This window comes from Stenotrophomonas nitritireducens, from assembly GCF_001700965.1.
GTDB classification, from domain to species: Bacteria; Pseudomonadota; Gammaproteobacteria; order Xanthomonadales; family Xanthomonadaceae; genus Stenotrophomonas; species Stenotrophomonas nitritireducens_A.
The window spans coordinates 2,023,738-2,039,774 of record NZ_CP016756.1 but is presented as its reverse complement, the minus strand read 5'-3'; the positions used below and the strand labels follow the sequence as shown (position 1 = coordinate 2,039,774).

Here is a 16,037-nt window from a genome sequence, read left to right as displayed (position 1 = left end):
CGCATCACTGAGGAATCCGCTTCCATGATCGTTGCAGAACGACTCCGCAAGACCTTCCCCGGCAAGGGCAAGGACAAGACGCCGGTGATTGCCGTGGATGACGTGGGCTTCACCGCCCATGACGGCCAGATCACCGGTCTGCTCGGCCCCAACGGCGCCGGCAAGACCACCACGCTGCGCATGCTGTACACGCTGATGACGCCGGAGAGCGGCCGCGTGCTGGTCGATGGCGTCGACGCCGCCGTCGATCCCAACGCGGTGCGCCGCAGTCTGGGTGTGCTGCCGGATGCGCGTGGTGTCTATAAGCGCCTGACCGCGCGCGAGAACATCGACTACTTCGGCGAGCTGCACGGCATGAGTTCGGCCGCCATCGTCGAGCGCACCGCACGCCTGGCCAAGGCATTGCAGATGGAGGATTTCCTCGATCGTGCAACCGAAGGCTTCAGCCAGGGCCAGCGCACCAAGACCGCGATCGCCCGCGCGCTGATCCACGATCCACGCAACGTCATCCTCGACGAACCGACCAATGGCCTGGACGTGATGACCACCCGCGGCCTGCGTGGCTTCCTCAAGGAACTGCGCGAGGAAGGCCGCTGCGTGATCTTCTCCAGCCACATCATGCAGGAGGTGGCCGCCTTGTGTGACCGCATCGTGATCGTTGCCCAGGGCCGGGTGGTGGCGCAGGGCACGCCGGAGGAACTGCGCGAGCAGGCCCACGAGAACAACCTGGAAGATGCGTTCGTGAAACTGATCGGCAGCGAAGAGGGCCTGCACGCATGAGCCAGACTGGATACTTCCGCGCCATCTTCACGGTGATGCGCAAGGAGCTGCGGGATTTCGCGCGCGACCGGCGCACCTTCCTGCTGACCCTGCTGACCGCACCGCTGCTTTACCCCTTGCTGTTCCTGGGCATGAACAAGTTGACCAACCTGCGTGCCGAAACGCAGCTGGAGAAGGACTTGAGCATCCCGGTGATGGGCATTGCACGCGCGCCGAACCTGGTCGCCTTCCTGGCCAGCCGCGGCATCAATGCCACCGAAGCAACTGCTGACTACGAAGCCCTGATCCGCAGCCAGCGCGAAGATCTGGCCTTGGTGATCGATGAGAACTTCGCCGCCGACTGGCAGGCCGGCAAGCCGGCCAAGGTGGAGATCGTCGCCGATACCACCCGCCGTACCGGCGACGTGCAGATCGCACGGGTACGCAGTGTGCTGGGAGCCTATGGGCAATCGGTGGGCGCGCTGCGTCTGCTGGCACGTGGCGTCAATCCGGCGGTGGCCGCACCGCTCAATGTCGGCACACGTGATCTTGCAACGGCCGAGGCCAAGCGCGGCATCTTCCTGTCGGTGGTATTGCCGCTGGTGTTGATGCTGTTCGCTTTCATCGGCGGCTCGCACCTGGCGATGGACACCACCGCCGGCGAGCGTGAGCGGCAATCGCTGGAACCCTTGCTGGCCACGCCGGCCGCACGCGGCGCGCTGGTCAGCGGCAAGATGCTGGCGGCGGTGGTACTGGGCTTGGCCTCGATGTTGTTGATCCTGATCTCGTTCAAGATCAGTGCCAGCATCGGCAGCGGCGCGGCGCGCTCGCTGGATGTCAGCTTCGCGGCGATGGGCAAGCTGCTGGTGATCCTGCTGCCGCTGGTGCTGATCGGCACTGCGCTGCTGACCTGCCTGTCAGCCAGCGCCAAGAGCATGAAGGAAGCACAGAGCCATATGGTCTGGCTGATGCTGCTGCCGATGCTGCCGGGCTATGCCTTGATGGCCTACCCGTTGAAGGACACCCAGCTGTGGCAGTACGCGGTGCCGTTCCTGTCGCAGAACCAGATGCTGGTGAAAGTGACGCGCGGCGAGATGCCATCGGCCACGCAATGGGCGGTGTATCTGGCGGCCTCGGCATTGCTGGCGGTACTGCTGTGGGCAGTAGCGGTATGGCGTTACCGTCAGGAGCGCCTGGCGATCTCAGGCTGACAAGACGCCCCTCTAGTGCCGAGCCATGCTCGGCAAGGCGGATGCGTGATGTGTAGTGCCGAGCCATGCTCGGCAAGGGGCTTTACCGGTAGGGCCTCTGCCGAGCGTGGCTCGGCACTACCAAAAGCCGCGAAGGCCCGGAGCGATCCGGGCCTTTGTTTTTGCTTCACCCGTAGTGCCGAGCCATGCTCGGCAAGCCGAATCTGTAGTGCCGAGCCATGCTCGGCAAGGGGCTTTCCCGGCAAGGCCTCTGCCGAGCATGGCTCGGCACTACAAAAAACAAAAACAAAAACAAAAAAAGCCCGGATCGCTCCGGGCTTTTTCGCAGACAAAATCCAATTACTTGTTCGGCGCAAACGCCAGGGTACGACGCGTGGTGGTCGGGCTGTTGATCGGCTCGAACTTCCAGCGCTTCACCGCATTCAAGGCTTCGCGGTCGAAAACGCGTGCCGGGGTGGCGCGCAGTACGCGGGCGTCGGTGACCGAGCCGTCGGTGCCGATGCTCAGTTCCACCAGTACTTCACCGGAGGTGCCCGAGCGCAGGGCGTCGGCCGGGTAACGCGGGGCCGGGGTGCTGACCGCACGCAGGGTGGGTGCAGCGGCAGCTGCCGGCTTGGGCGCGGCGGCCTGCTGGGCGGCGGCCTGTGCTGCGCTGCGCTGCTCGGCCTCACGGCGGCTGGCGGCTTGGCGCTCGGCTTCCTGGCGTTCGCTGTCCTTGCGTGCGGCTTCCTGCTTGGCGGCCAGCTGCTGGGCGGCGCTGGCTTCGGCAGCCTGCTGCTGGGCCATGCGCTGCTGCTCGACCTGCTGCTTGGCGCGGGTTTCGGCGTCCTTCTTGGCCTTGTCGGCCTCTTCAACGGTGCGGCGCTCGGCAACCTGCATGCTGCCGGTGACGCCTTGCTTCAGGCGTGGCAGTGCCGGAGCGGTGGGGTCCACTTTTTCCACCAGTGCGATCAGGCGCTGGGTTTCGGTGAAGTCCTCGCGGCTCAGGGCCTGCTCGGCGGCAATCAGGGTGTAGGGCTGCAGGTCGGTCAGCGCGCTCTTGATCGAGGCGTCGTCGGGCAGCTTGTCGCGCAGCGCCAGGTAGTACTCCATGGCGTTGTCGCCGGCCGGCGCATACATGCGGTTCTCGCGCAGGGCGGCACTGGCCAGGTCGCGCAGCTGCTGGGTGTCCATGGTCTGGACTTTTTCGGCTACCGCCGGTGCGGCGGGTGCGGCTGCAGCCGGCGTGGCGGGCGCAGCAGCCGGTGCGGCGGTCTCATCCTTGCCGGAACAGGCCACCAGCGTGGTCAGCAGAAGAGCGGGCGCCAGCAGGCGCAGCTTGCCTTTATTCATGACGTACGACATCAAACATCCCCTTGAATCGACGAACGTGGACTGCGTATGCCCCGACGGCGCGGGCTGCCGGCATTTCCCGATGCCGTGCCCATTTCAGCAGTGATGCGCGAATCTAGCATCGCCGGCATGGGATGCGGCGGTCGATGATGACGTCGGGGTGAAAAGGTGACGGGCGTCACATGCTGTGACGCCCGTACCGGAGAAGGCTCAGTGTGCGTTGGCGGCCGGCTTGGCGTGGCCGTTGGACATCAGCTTGTCGGTCCAGGCAATGCCGATCGCCGACAGGATGAACACGCAGTGGATGATGGTCTGCCACATCACGCCGTCGCTGGTGAACTTGGTGCACAGGTCGCCGGAGGCGATCAGCGCCTTGGTACACAGCGGCAGGCCGACTTGGCTGGCCTCGATGAAGGTCTTGAGCAGGTGGATGGAGGAGATGCCGATGATCGCCATCGCCAGTTTCACCTTCAGCACCGAGGCATTGACGTGGCTCAGCCACTCCGGCTGATCAGGATGGCCCTGCAGGCGCAGGCGCGAGACGAAGGTCTCGTAGCCGCCCACGATCACCATCACCAGCAGGTTGGAGATCATCACCACGTCGATCAGGCCCAGCACGATCAGCATGATCTGCTGCTCGTTCCAGCTGGTGGCATGGGAAATCAGGTGCCACAACTCCTTGCCGAACAGGAATACGTAAACGCACTGGGCAACGATCAGGCCCAGGTACAGCGGCAGCTGCAGCCAGCGGGAGGCGAAGATCAGGGAGGAAAGCGGGCTCAGCGGTTTGTATTCAGACATTGGGAAGGATGGTGCGTTGCGGAAAGAGGGGAGGTTACCGGTCGCCCGGAAGGCTGCCAAGCGGCTACCGTAGGGGCCCCTGAGGATGGTTCTGCAGAGGCGTATTCATGATCGACCTTTATTACTGGCCCACCCCCAATGGCCACAAGATCACCCTGTTCCTGGAGGAAGCGGGCCTGGAATACCGCGTCCACCCGGTCAACATCGGCAAGGGCGACCAGTTCCTGCCGGAATTCCTGGCCATTTCGCCGAACAACAAGATGCCGGCCATCGTCGACCATGCCCCGGCCGATGGCGGTGCGCCGCTGAGCGTGTTCGAGTCCGGCGCGATCCTGCTGTACCTGGCCGAGAAGACCGGCCGCTTCATTCCTGCCGATGTGCGTGGCCGCGCCGCCACCCTGGAGTGGCTGTTCTGGCAGATGGGCGGGCTGGGCCCGATGAGCGGGCAGATGGGCCATTTCAACGTCTATGCGCCCGAGCGCATCCCCTACGCCATCGAGCGCTATGACAGCGAGGTGCGGCGCCTGCACCGGGTGATGGACAAGCGCCTGTCCGAGAGCGCTTATCTGGGTGGTGAGGACTACGGCATCGCCGATATGGCCAGTTACCCGTGGATTGGCGCCTACGCCAAGCTGCCGGTGGATTTCGATGCGTTCCCGCACCTGCGCCGCTGGCACCAGGCCATTGCCGCGCGCCCGGCCACGCAGCGCGCCTATGCGGTAGGTCCGACAGTCAATCCGCAGGCCGGGCAGTCGCTCAGCGATGAGGAGAAGCGCCTGCTGTTCGGCAAGCGTGACTGACTGACGGCAGGGGCGGTCCGGGCGGGGCTCGGCTAGGATGGCCCGATCCGTGCTGTCCCCGACAGGTAAACCATGCGTCCCTTGTTTCTTGCCCTTGCCATGATCCTAGCCACCCCCGCCGTGCACGCTGAAAAGCTCACCCTCGAAGCCATCACCGGCAATGCGCCGCTGTCCGGGCCGACCTTGATGAAGCCCAAGGTGGCCCCGGATGGCTCGCGGGTCACCTTCCTGCGCGGCAAGGACAGTGACGTCAAACAGCTGGACCTGTGGGAATACGACATCGCCAGCGGCCAGACCCGGCTGCTGGTCGATTCCAAGGTGGTGCTGCCCGGCACCGAAACCCTGAGCGATGCCGAAAAGGCCCGCCGCGAGCGCCAGCGCATTGCCGCCTACAGCGGCATCGTCGATTACCAGTGGTCGCCGGATGGCAAGACGTTGCTGTTCCCGCTCGGCGGCGAGCTGTACCTGTACGACCTGGGCAAGCAGGGCCGCGATGCGGTACGCAAGCTCACCAACGGCGAAGGCTTCAGCACCGACGCCAAGCTCTCGCCCAAGGGCGGCTTTGTCAGCTTCGTGCGCGAGCGCAACCTGTGGGTGATCGACCTGGCCAGCGGCAAGCAGCTGCAGCTGACCGGCGATGGCAGCGCCACCATCGGCAACGGTGTGGCCGAGTTCGTCGCCGATGAGGAAATGGACCGCCACACCGGTTACTGGTGGGCGCCGGATGACTCGGCCATTGCCTTCGCCCGCATCGACGAAACCCCGGTACCGGTGCAGAAGCGCTACGAAATGTATGCCGACCGCGTGGAGATGATCGAGCAGCGTTATCCGGCCGCCGGTGACCACAACGTACTGGTCACCCTGGGCGTGGTCGCCCCGCGTGCAAATGCGGCGGTCAACTGGGTGGACCTGGGCAAGCAGACCGACATCTACCTCACCCGCGTCAACTGGCGTGATCCGCAGCACCTCAGTTTCCAGCGGCAGAGCCGCGACCAGCACACGCTGGAGCTGATCGAAGCCAACCTGGCAGACGGCAAGCAGCAGGTGCTGGTCACCGAGACCGGCAAGACCTGGGTGCCACTGCATAACAGCCTGAAGTTCCTCAAGGATGGCCGCTTCCTGTGGTCGTCCGAGCGCAGCGGTTTCCAGCACCTGTACGTGGCCAACGCCGACGGCAGCAACATGACCGCGCTGACCTCCGGCAACTGGCCGGTGGACGAGCTGCTGGCCGTCGATGAAGAGGCCGGCACCGTCTACTTCCGTGCCGGCATGGAATCCGCGCTGCGCAGCGAAATCTATTCCGTACCGCTGGCCGGCGGTGCACCGACCAAGCTGTCCAAGACCGCGGGCATGCACAGCGCGGCGTTCGCCAAGAACGCCAGCGTCTACGTGGACAGCTGGTCCAACCACAGCACGCCGCCGCAGATCGAGTTGTTCCGCGCCAATGGTGAAAAGATCGCCACCCTGCTGGACAACAACCTGGCCGACGCCAAGCACCCGTTCGCCAAATACCGCGACGCGCAGCGTCCGGTCGAATACGGCACGCTGACCGCCGCCGATGGCAAGACCCCGCTGAACTACAGCGTGATCAAGCCCGAAGGCTTCGACCCGGCGAAGAAGTACCCGGTCGCCGTCTACGTGTACGGCGGCCCCGCGTCGCAGACCGTGACCGACAGCTGGCCGGGTCGTGGCGACCACCTGTTCAACCAGTACCTGGCCCAGCGCGGCTATGTGGTGTTCTCGCTGGACAACCGTGGCACGCCGCGTCGCGGCCGCGATTTCGGCGGCGCGCTGTACGGCGCGCAGGGCACGGTGGAAGTGGCCGACCAGCTCAAGGGCGTGGAATGGCTGAAGGCGCAGCCGTGGGTGGATGGCAGCCGCATCGGCGTGCAGGGCTGGTCCAACGGTGGCTACATGACGCTGATGCTGCTGGCCAAGGCATCGGACGAGTACGCCTGTGGCGTGGCCGGCGCCCCGGTCACCGATTGGGGCCTGTATGACACGCATTACACCGAGCGCTACATGAACCTGCCGGCGGCCAATGTCGACGGTTATCGCGAAGCGCGCGTGCTCACCCATATCGCCGGGCTGACCTCGCCGCTGCTGCTGATCCACGGCATGGCCGATGACAACGTGCTGTTCTCCAATTCCACCAGCCTGATGAGTGCCTTGCAGAAGCGTGGCCAGCCGTTCGAGCTGATGACCTATCCGGGCGCCAAGCATGGTTTGGCGGGGGCCGATGCCCTGCACCGTTACCGGGTGGCGGAGAACTTCCTTGGACGTTGCTTGAAGCCCTGAGTCGCTTTGTTTTTGTGATCGACGGGTGAGGGTGGTCGCAGGTCAACGCGAAAAGCACTCCTCCCCAACCCTCCCCTTGCCTTCGGCAAAGGGAGAGGGCTGTTCGCGACAACCTGCGAGCGCGCTGAGCTGCCGCTTGTCTCCCTCCCTTTGCCGAAGGCCAAGGGGAGGGCCGGGGAGAGGTAAGTTGCGCCCCCTCCCTTTCGCGAAGCGAAGGGGAGGGCTGGGGAGGGGTGCTCCTAGCTGTTGCTCCTGCCCCAACCCCGAATTTCCAATCCGGCCCAACCCCCACTTCCTACCCTTGCCGCCCCGGCGGTGACTGCGTACGGTCAGCGCATCCCATCCGGAGCTGCCCATGAAGCCTCTCGTTCTCGCCGTCGCCCTTGCCCTGGCCGCACCGCTGCCGCTCACCGCAACCGCCGCCGCACCCGCAACGACCAAGACCACTCCCGCCGCCCCGGCCTGGGTTGCGCGCAGCAACGAGCTGGCGCAGATCCTGCTGCAGGCGCAGGCACCGTTCCAGCCTGAGATGACCAGCTTCTTTGGCGTGCCCGGCTATGACGACAAGGTCGTCGACCTGGGGCCGGACAACGCCGCGCGCTACCGCGCCGCCATGAACAAGGCGCGCGACCAGCTACGCGAGAAGCTGCAGGTCGAGCGCGATCCCAACCTGCGCCAGGACCTGCAGATCATGATCGGCGCGGCCGAGCGCAACATCGAAAGCAGTACCCTCAACGAACAACACCTGATGCCGTGGATGGATGTGCCGCAGACCGTGTTTGGCGGCATCAACGGCCTGCTGTCCGACCAGGTGCCCGAAGCGCGCCGGGCCAAGGCGCTGGATCGGCTCGATGCTTACCTCGGCAAGGCACCAGGCACGCAGCCGCTGGCCACCCTGGCGCGCCAGCGTTACGAGGAAAAGAGCGGCACGCCCAACCTGCTGCAGCCGACCAAGATTGAAGTCGATCAGGCCTTGGCCAATGTCGATACCTATATCGCCGGCATCGGCAAGCTGTTCGCCAAATACAAGATCGACGGCGCCGATGCCTCGCTGGCCGCGCTGTCCACGCAGATGAAGGACTACATCGCCTGGACCAGCAAGGAAGTGCTGCCCAAGGCGCGCACCGACAACCGCCTGCCGGCCGAGCTGTATGCCTTCCAGCTCAAGGAAGTGGGCGTGGATATCGACCCGGCCCTGCTGATGCAGCGCGCCCAGCTTGAATACATGGAAACCCGCGCGATGATGCGCCAGCTGGCGCCGCTGGTGGTGCAGGCCAAGGGCTTGAAGGTTGCCGACAACACCGACTACATCGCGGTGATCCGCGCGCTGAAGCAGGACAAGATCGGCAACGACCAGCTCGAATCGCATTACCGCGGCGTCATCGATGCGATCGATCCGATCATCCGCAAGCAGGGCATCGTCGATGTGCCGCAGCGCCCGCTGCAGATGCGGCTGGGCAGCGAGGCCGAAAGCGCCGCCTCGCCGGCACCGCATTACCTGCCGGCACCGCTGGTCGGCAACACCGGGCAGCAGGGCACGTTCGTGCTGCCGCTGGGCAATCCGGCCTCGGGCGAGAAGGCGCAGTACGACGACTTCAACTTCGGCTCGGCGGCATGGACGCTGAGCGCCCACGAAGGCCGCCCCGGCCACGACCTGCAGTTCGCGGCGATGGTGGAGCGCGGCATCTCGCTGGCGCGCACCATGTTCGCGTTCAACTCGGTCAACGTGGAAGGCTGGGCGCTGTATGCCGAAGCCGAGATGGTGCCGTTCGAGCCGCTGGACGGGCAGATGATCGCCCTGCAGTTCCGCCTGCTGCGCGCCGCCCGCGCCATGCTGGACCCGGCGCTCAACCTGGGCCAGACCGACCGTGAGCGCGCACGCAAGGTGCTGATCGAAGGTGTGGGTCTGTCCGAGGCCATGGCCACGCAGGAACTGGACCGTTACACCGTGCGTTCGCCGGGCCAGGCCTGCAGCTATTTCTACGGCTATACGCGGATCATGGAACTGCGCATGCAGACCGAGCTGGCACTGGGCGACAAGTTCGACCGCCTGGCCTTCAACAACTTCCTGCTGGACCAGGGCCTGTTGCCGCCGGATCAGCTGGCCGCCGCGGTCAACGAGGTCTTTGTACCGGCCCAGCGCCGCAAGTAAGCACAAAGGGCGCCGCAAGGCGCCCTTTGTTCCTGTAGGAGCGGCGTAAGCCGCGAAGCTGATATTGCTGAAGGCTGTGGTGTCTTCGCTACCTGATGGTGCGGCGGCTTCGCGGCTTACGCCGCTCCTACAAGAACAAAAAGGCCGCAGCTCAATCCTTGCCGTTGGAAGGCGCCACCGTGGTGCTGTCGCTGGCATCGGCCTCGAACAGGTGCATCAGGTCTTCGCGGGCATCGCGCGAGGTCTGCATCACCGCCGCCTCATCGTCGTAGACCAAGTGCTGGGCCTTGAGCAGGGCTTCATCGTGTTCGCGGAAACGCTGCACATGATCGCGGGCAATGCTTTCTGGAATGCCCAGCGCGGTGAGCACGCGTTCGCTGGCTTCCAGGCTGGAGCCGAACACCTCGCGGAAGGGTTCGGCCGACATGTCCATCAGTTTCCAGGCGTGCTGGCGGTTGCGAGCCCGCGCCAGCACCGTGGCGGAGGGATACATGCGCCGCACCAGCCGGACTGCGCGCAGGTTGGTGTCGGTGTCATCCATCGCCATCACGAACACGCGGATGTGCTCGGCGCCGGCCGCCCGCAGCAGGTCGGGGCGGGTAGGGTCGCCGTAGTACAGCTGGTTGCCGAAGCGGCGCAGGTCCTTGACCGTGTCCGGGTCGGCTTCCAGGGCCACGAAGGGAATGCGCTGCGCGGTGAGCAGGCGGCCGACGATCTGGCCGAAGCGGCCCATGCCGGCAATCAATACCTGCGGCCGCTGCGCGCCGGCATCTTTCAGCGTCTCGTCCGGCGCGGGCTGTGGCGGCGGTGCGGCTGGCTTGAGCAGCAGCGAGCGCTGCAGGGCGAGCAGCAGCAAGGGGGTGATCGCCATCGACACGCTGACGATGGCCACCAGCCGGTCATGGTTGATGCGCCCAAGCAGGTGCGCGCGCTCGGCCTCGTTGAACACCACGAAGGCGAACTCACCGCCCAGCCACAGCACACTGCCCAGCATCAGCGCATTGCGCAGCGACATGCGCGCGGCCAGGCCCAGCACCACCAGCAGGGAGAACTTCACCGCCAGCAGGATGGCCACGCCTGCGGCGATGATCTCCGGCTCGGCGGCAACCCGCTTCAGGTCGATGCCCATGCCCACGGCGATGAAGAACAGGCCCAGCAGCAGGCCCTTGAACGGCTCGATCTGCGATTCGATCTCATGCCGGAACTCGGAATCGGCCAGCAGCACACCGGCGATGAATGCCCCCAGGCTGGCGCTGAGCCCGGCCTCGGCCATGAACCAGGCCGTGCCCAGCACCACCAGCAGGGCGGTAGCCGTGAATACCTCCGGCATGCGGGTGCGCGCGACGATGTTGAACAGCTGGCGCAGCATGGGCCGGCCCAGCACGATCACCAGCATCAGTGCGCCCAGGGCGATGGACGCATCCTGCCAGCTCAGGGTTTCATTCTTGACCCCGCCCAGCAGCGGAATGGCCGCCAACAAGGGGATGGCGACCAGATCCTGGAACAGCAGGATGGCGAAGCCGAGCCGGCCGTAATCGGTATTGAGTGCCTTGTGCTCGGACAGCAGCTGCAGGCCAACCGCGGTGGACGACAAGGCCAGCGCGGTGCCGATCACCAGCGCGCTCTTCCACGAGAAATGATTCAGCAGCAACAGCCCGCCCAGCACCGCGGCACTGAGCAGCACCTGCACCGTGCCGGCGCCGAACACCGGCCGCCGCATCACCATCAGCCGCGAGGGCGACAACTCCAGCCCGATCACGAACATCAGCATCACCACGCCGATCTCGGCGGCATTGAGGATGCGGTCGGCGTCCTGCACGAAGCCCAGCACATGCGGCCCCAGCACCACACCGGCGGCCAGATAGCCCAGCACTGCGCCCAGCCCGAAGCGCTTGAACACCGGCACGGCGATCACTGCGGCCAGCAGCAGTACCAAGGCCAGTTCGAGACCGCTGCCATGCATCTTGCCGTGCTCCTGGATAAAACCATTGATGACGGGCGCCATTATGCGGACTGCGCCGTCAACGAATGCGAACGCCGGCCCAACCGCAACCTGCGGTCCTGCCCGGACGGGTTGACCCGGGCGCCGTGCGGGACCAGACTCGCCCCGCTGCCGGTACGTCCGCGCAGCATCTTTCCGGAGTCCAACTCATGCCCAGCGACAGTAGAAGTCGATCTTGTTCGACGCCAGCACTGGCAGCGGCCTGAGTAGGCCGGTTCGCCCGTGCTGGCGTTGCAATGGCAACCCGCAACAGGCGAATCACGATGAATCAGAAGAAGCTCCTGCGCCCCGTGGTGGATGCAACCACCCTGAGCGCACCCCTGGCAGACTACAACACCGCCGACGCGGTGGAATTCCTCAACACGCTGGCGCTGCCACGCGCCGCTGAACTGTTGGCGGCAGCGCCGTTGCCGCGTGCGGTCAAGCTGCTGGAGGCGCCCGAACTGCAGCGTGCCGGGCAACTGGTCGCGGCCCTGCCGGCAACCCGCGCGGCGGCGTTGCTGGGGCTGATGGCCGACGACCGTGCCACCGACATCGTGCATGAGCTGGATGCCGCCGAGCGTGCGCGGCTGATCCCGCTGCTGGCGCCGGAAGCACGGCGTTCCATCCAGCTGCTGCTGAGCTACCCGCCCAATACCGCCGGTGCCTTGATGACCACCGAGTTCGTCGCCGTGCCGGCGGACTGGACGGTGGCGCAGACCATGCAGCACATCCGCGAGGTGGAGCGCAGCCGCGAGACCGTCTACGCCATCTACGTGCTGGACCCGCACAGCCGGCAACTGCTGCAGGTGGTGACGATGCGGCGCTTGATCACCGGTGAACCGGAGGATTCGATCCTGGCGGTGGCGCAGGTCAACCCGCCGGTGACGGTGGACCCGCTGCTGGACCAGGAAGAAGTGGCGCAGCTGATCCGCCGCCACGATCTTCTGGCAATCCCGGTGGTGGATGCACAGCAGCAGATGCTGGGCATCGTCACCGTCGACGACATCCTGGACGCGCTGATCGACGAATCCACCGAGGACGTGCACAAGTTCGGCGGCGTGGAGGCGCTGGACAAGCCGTACATGCAGATCGGCTTCCTGGAGATGCTGCGCAAGCGCGCCGGCTGGTTGAGCGTGCTGTTCCTGGGCGAGATGCTGACCGCCAGCGCCATGCAGCACTACGAGGATGAGCTTGCCCGCGCGGTGGTGCTGACCCTGTTCATCCCGCTGATCATGAGCTCGGGTGGCAACTCGGGTTCGCAGGCCACATCGCTGTTGATCCGTTCGCTGGCGCTGCGCGAACTGCGCCTGCGCGACTGGTGGAAGGTGGCCCTGCGCGAGTTGCCGACCGGCGTGGTGCTGGGCGCGATTCTCGGCCTGCTGGCAATCGTGCGCATCACCATCTGGCAGCTGGCTGGCCTGCATGACTACGGCGAGCACTGGAAGCTGCTGGCGCTGACCATCGGTGCGGCCCTGATCGGCATCGTCACCTTCGGCTCGCTGTCCGGCTCGATGCTGCCGTTCGTGCTCAAGCGCCTGGGCTTCGACCCGGCCAGCGCCTCGGCGCCGTTCGTGGCCACCCTGGTCGATGTCACCGGCCTGGTGATCTATTTCAGCATCGCCGCGATGATCCTCGGCGGAACGCTCCTCTAACTGTAGTGCCGAGCCATGCTCGGCAGGGGCTTTGCCCGTAGATCAACGCAAGCGCACCCCTCCCCAACCCTCCCCTTGCCTGCGGCAAAGGGAGGGGGCAGTTGGCGGCCAGCTGCCAGTCCGCAGCTTGTCTCCCTCCTTTTGGCGTCAGCCAAGGGGAGGGCCGGGGAGGGGGCTCTTCGCAGCAACCAAGGTCGCTCCCAAGCAAACGCCCCAAACGCCCCACACTTTGATCCAACGCAGCCCGCCGCGCGCGCCAGCCGTGTACCTTTGAGCCGGTACCCGCAACAGGCGTCGCAATGAGCACCTATCACCTGCAGACCGTATTCCGCCCCCGCTCGGTGGCCGTGGTTGGCGGCAGCCCGCGCGATCGCTCCGCCGGCCGCGCGGTGATCCGCAACCTGCGTGCCGGTGGCTTCGCCGGGCAGATCGGTTGGGTCAGCCCGCGCTACGCCGAAATCGACGGCATGCGCACGGTCAAGAAGCTCAAGGACCTGCCGTGGATCCCGGATCTGGTGGTCATCACGGTGCCGGCAAGCCTGCTGCCGCAGGTCGTAAGCCAGGCCGCCGAACTGGGCGTGGCAGCGGCCATCATTCTCACTTCCGGCTTGGGCAAGGGCCCCGGCTCGTTGGCCGCGCAGGTGGAAGCCGCGGCGCGACCCAAGGGCATGCGCGTGCTCGGCCCGCATTGCCTGGGCGTCATCGCCCCGCATGCCCGGCTCAATGCCAGCATCGCCGCACATACGCCGCAGGCCGGCGATCTGGCGTTGATTTCCGAATCCAGCGCGATTGCTGCCGCGCTGGTGGAATGGGGCGTGGCACGTTCGGTGGGTTTCTCGGCGGTGGTGTCGCTGGGCGATGCGCTGGATGTCGACTTCGGCGATCTGCTCGACTACTTCGCCAGCGACTACCGCACCCGCGCCATCCTGCTGTATGTCGACCAGATCAGCGATGCGCGCAAGTTCATGTCAGCCGCGCGCGCCGCTGCCCGTGCCAAGCCGGTGGTGGTGGTCAAATCCGGGCGCAAACCGCGCGGCAATGGCGATGTGGTCACCACCCATTCGCAGGCCCTGGCCGATTCCGATGCGGTCTACGGCGCGGCCTTCAATCGCGCCGGCCTGTTGCGCGTGAATGCGCTGGACGAGCTGTTCACCGCCGCCGAAACGCTGGGCCGGCTCGGTACCTTCCCCGGTCGCCGGTTGGCCATCCTCAGCAATGGTGGCGGTGTCGGCCGGCTCGCGGTGGACCAGCTGCAGGCCTTGGGCGGCAGCCTGGCGGATCTGTCACCGGCCACCGTCGCGCAGCTGGACAAGGCCTTGCCGCAGGGCTGGTCGCGCGACAACCCGGTCGACATCGTGGTCGACGCCGATGGCGGCCGTTATGCCGCCGCGATCGAGGCATTGCTGTCCGATGATGCCAACGACGCGGTGCTGGTGATCAACGTGCCTACCGCGTTCACTTCTTCCGCCGAAGCCGCGCAGGCGCTGACCACCACCCTGGGGCAGCGCTCCCGGCAACTGCGCGACAAGCCGGTGTTCGCGGTATGGCTGGGCAACGACGACCGCGCCACGGTCACCCTCAATACCGCACGCGTACCCACCTATCCCACCGAAGCCGAAGCCGTGCGCGGCTTCCAGCATCTGGTGCGCTACCGCGAGGCGCAGGCCGCGTTGATGGAAACCCCGCCCAGCCTGCCAGCGGATTTCGTGGTGGATGTGCCGGCCGCGCGCGCGCTGGTGGAGGCGGCCTTGGCCAACGATCAGCAATGGCTGGACCCGGTGGCAACCCACAAGCTGCTGCAGGCCTACGGCATCCCGACGCTGGAAGTGATGGTCGCGCGTGATCCGCACGAGGCCATGGATCTGGCGCAGCCGTTGCTGGAGCAGGGCATGAGCGTGGCGGTGAAGATTTTCTCGCCGGACATCCCGCACAAATCCGAAGTCGATGGCGTGCGCTTGAACCTGAGCAGCCTGCGTGCGGTGCAGGCTGCCGCCACCGCCATCCTGCAGCGCGCCCGCGAGCAGCGCCCGCAGGCCCGTATCGAAGGCGTGCTGGTACAGCCCAGCCTGACCCGGCCCAAGGCACGCGAGCTGATCGCCGGCATTGCCGACGACCCGGTATTCGGGCCGGTAGTGGTGTTTGGCCGTGGTGGCACCGCGGTGGAAGTGATCGACGACAAGACCCTGGCACTGCCGCCGCTGGACCTGCGCCTGGCCCATGAAGTGATTGGCCGCACCCGCGTTTCGCGCATCCTCAAGGCCTATGGCGACGTGCCGGCGGCGGATGAACGTGCGGTGGCGATGGTGCTGGTCAAACTGGCGCAGCTGGCGGCGGATATTCCGGAAATCCGCACGCTGGATCTCAATCCGCTGCTGGCCGACCGCCACGGCGTGGTCGCGCTGGATGCACGCATCGCGATCACCCCGGTCAAGCGCCTGCACAAGGGCCGCGGCCATCCGCGTTTTGCGATCTTCCCGTATCCCACCGAGTGGGAGCGCACGATTGATTTGTCCGACGGCGGCAAGGCCTTCATCCGCCCGGTGCGGCCGGAGGACGACGGCCTGTTCCGCGCGTTCTTCGCCCGTGTCACCGATGACGACCTGCGCCTGCGCTTCTTCCAGTCGGTGAAGCATTTCAGCCACGAGTTCATCGCCCGCCTCACCCAGCTCGATTACGCCCGCTCGATCGCATTGGTGGCAATCGATCCGAAGACCGGTGAAATGCTCGGCGCGGTACGCCTGCATGCCGATGCCGATTACAACCGCGGCGAGTACGGCATCCTGATCCGCTCGGACCTGAAGGGCCATGGCATCGGCTGGAAGCTGATGCAGATCATGATCGAGTACGCCGGCTGGCTGGGCCTGAACATGGTGGAAGGGCAGGTGCTGCGCGAGAACAGCACCATGCTGGCCATGTGCCAGAGCCTGGGCTTCAAGGTGAAGGCCGACCCTGATGACTCGACCATCATGAATGTGACGCTGCCGGTAGGTAAGAGCTAGGAACCAGGGGCAGGAACCAGGAACGAGAGGGGCAGCGGAGAGCGCCTGT

Annotated in this window: 9 protein-coding genes and 2 pseudogenes; 7 read left to right on the top strand and 4 right to left on the bottom strand. The window is 65.9% G+C overall.

The window, feature by feature from the left end; translation table 11 throughout:
- Positions 1–24 precede the first annotated feature (24 nt).
- On the top strand, positions 25–780 hold the full coding sequence (locus BCV67_RS08640; protein WP_057629133.1) for an ATP-binding cassette domain-containing protein: 756 nt from the start codon (positions 25–27) through the stop codon (positions 778–780).
- Positions 777–1,970 (top strand): ABC transporter permease, encoded by a 1,194-nt coding sequence (locus tag BCV67_RS08635; protein WP_062171163.1) that lies wholly within the window; start codon positions 777–779, stop codon positions 1,968–1,970. Before BCV67_RS08640 ends, BCV67_RS08635 begins: the two co-directional genes overlap by 4 nt.
- A gap of 339 nt (positions 1,971–2,309) precedes the next feature.
- Here the strand turns inward: BCV67_RS08635 and BCV67_RS08630 are convergent, their stop codons facing one another.
- Positions 2,310–3,314: an energy transducer TonB gene (locus tag BCV67_RS08630; RefSeq protein ID WP_062171165.1), complete on the bottom strand. Its 1,005-nt coding sequence runs from the start codon at positions 3,312–3,314 to the stop codon at positions 2,310–2,312.
- Positions 3,315–3,512: 198 nt separating this feature from the next.
- A complete protein-coding gene (locus BCV67_RS08625) occupies positions 3,513–4,103 on the bottom strand; it encodes a TIGR00645 family protein (RefSeq protein WP_057629130.1) in 591 nt (196 codons plus the stop codon).
- A 107-nt stretch (positions 4,104–4,210) separates the two neighbouring features.
- On the opposite strand from BCV67_RS08625, the gene BCV67_RS08620 reads away from it, so the two are divergent.
- From BCV67_RS08620 to BCV67_RS08610, 3 genes are all read left to right on the top strand, one after another.
- Positions 4,211–4,903 carry a glutathione binding-like protein gene (locus BCV67_RS08620; RefSeq protein ID WP_062171167.1) on the top strand — a complete coding sequence of 231 codons (693 nt, stop codon included), beginning with the start codon at positions 4,211–4,213 and terminating at the stop codon, positions 4,901–4,903.
- Positions 4,904–4,975: 72 nt separating this feature from the next.
- Positions 4,976–7,201, top strand: a complete 2,226-nt coding sequence (locus tag BCV67_RS08615) for a S9 family peptidase (protein ID WP_062171170.1) — start codon at positions 4,976–4,978, stop codon at positions 7,199–7,201.
- 355 nt (positions 7,202–7,556) lie between these two features.
- Positions 7,557–9,353 (top strand): DUF885 domain-containing protein, encoded by a 1,797-nt coding sequence (locus BCV67_RS08610; RefSeq protein WP_062171171.1) that lies wholly within the window; start codon positions 7,557–7,559, stop codon positions 9,351–9,353.
- Positions 9,354–9,504: 151 nt separating this feature from the next.
- Here the strand turns inward: BCV67_RS08610 and BCV67_RS20710 are convergent.
- Positions 9,505–10,116 (bottom strand): annotated as a pseudogene (locus BCV67_RS20710) (NAD-binding protein); the annotation flags it as partial.
- Positions 10,117–10,185: 69 nt separating this feature from the next.
- Positions 10,186–11,316: pseudogene (locus BCV67_RS20705) on the bottom strand (monovalent cation:proton antiporter-2 (CPA2) family protein); the annotation flags it as partial.
- A 302-nt stretch (positions 11,317–11,618) separates the two neighbouring features.
- On the opposite strand from BCV67_RS20705, the gene mgtE reads away from it, so the two are divergent.
- Entirely contained in the window at positions 11,619–12,989 is a 1,371-nt protein-coding gene (mgtE, locus tag BCV67_RS08600) for a magnesium transporter (protein ID WP_062171174.1), read from the top strand.
- 299 nt (positions 12,990–13,288) lie between these two features.
- A complete protein-coding gene (locus BCV67_RS08595; RefSeq protein ID WP_062171176.1) occupies positions 13,289–15,988 on the top strand; it encodes a bifunctional acetate--CoA ligase family protein/GNAT family N-acetyltransferase in 2,700 nt (899 codons plus the stop codon).
- The last annotated feature ends 49 nt before the right edge of the window (positions 15,989–16,037 follow it).

Excerpts from the sequence above, each read along its gene's own strand:
- BCV67_RS08615 (WP_062171170.1), top strand. The coding sequence starts at position 4,976 with ATGCGTCCCTTGTTTCTTGCCCTTGCCATGATCCTAGCCACCCCCGCC.
- BCV67_RS08610 (WP_062171171.1), top strand. The coding sequence starts at position 7,557 with ATGAAGCCTCTCGTTCTCGCCGTCGCCCTTGCCCTGGCCGCACCGCTG.
- BCV67_RS08625 (WP_057629130.1), bottom strand. The coding sequence starts at position 4,103 with ATGTCTGAATACAAACCGCTGAGCCCGCTTTCCTCCCTGATCTTCGCC.
- BCV67_RS08595 (WP_062171176.1), top strand. The coding sequence starts at position 13,289 with ATGAGCACCTATCACCTGCAGACCGTATTCCGCCCCCGCTCGGTGGCC.
- BCV67_RS08640 (WP_057629133.1), top strand. The coding sequence starts at position 25 with ATGATCGTTGCAGAACGACTCCGCAAGACCTTCCCCGGCAAGGGCAAG.
- mgtE (WP_062171174.1), top strand. The coding sequence starts at position 11,619 with ATGAATCAGAAGAAGCTCCTGCGCCCCGTGGTGGATGCAACCACCCTG.
- BCV67_RS08620 (WP_062171167.1), top strand. The coding sequence starts at position 4,211 with ATGATCGACCTTTATTACTGGCCCACCCCCAATGGCCACAAGATCACC.
- BCV67_RS08630 (WP_062171165.1), bottom strand. The coding sequence starts at position 3,314 with ATGTCGTACGTCATGAATAAAGGCAAGCTGCGCCTGCTGGCGCCCGCT.
- BCV67_RS08635 (WP_062171163.1), top strand. The coding sequence starts at position 777 with ATGAGCCAGACTGGATACTTCCGCGCCATCTTCACGGTGATGCGCAAG.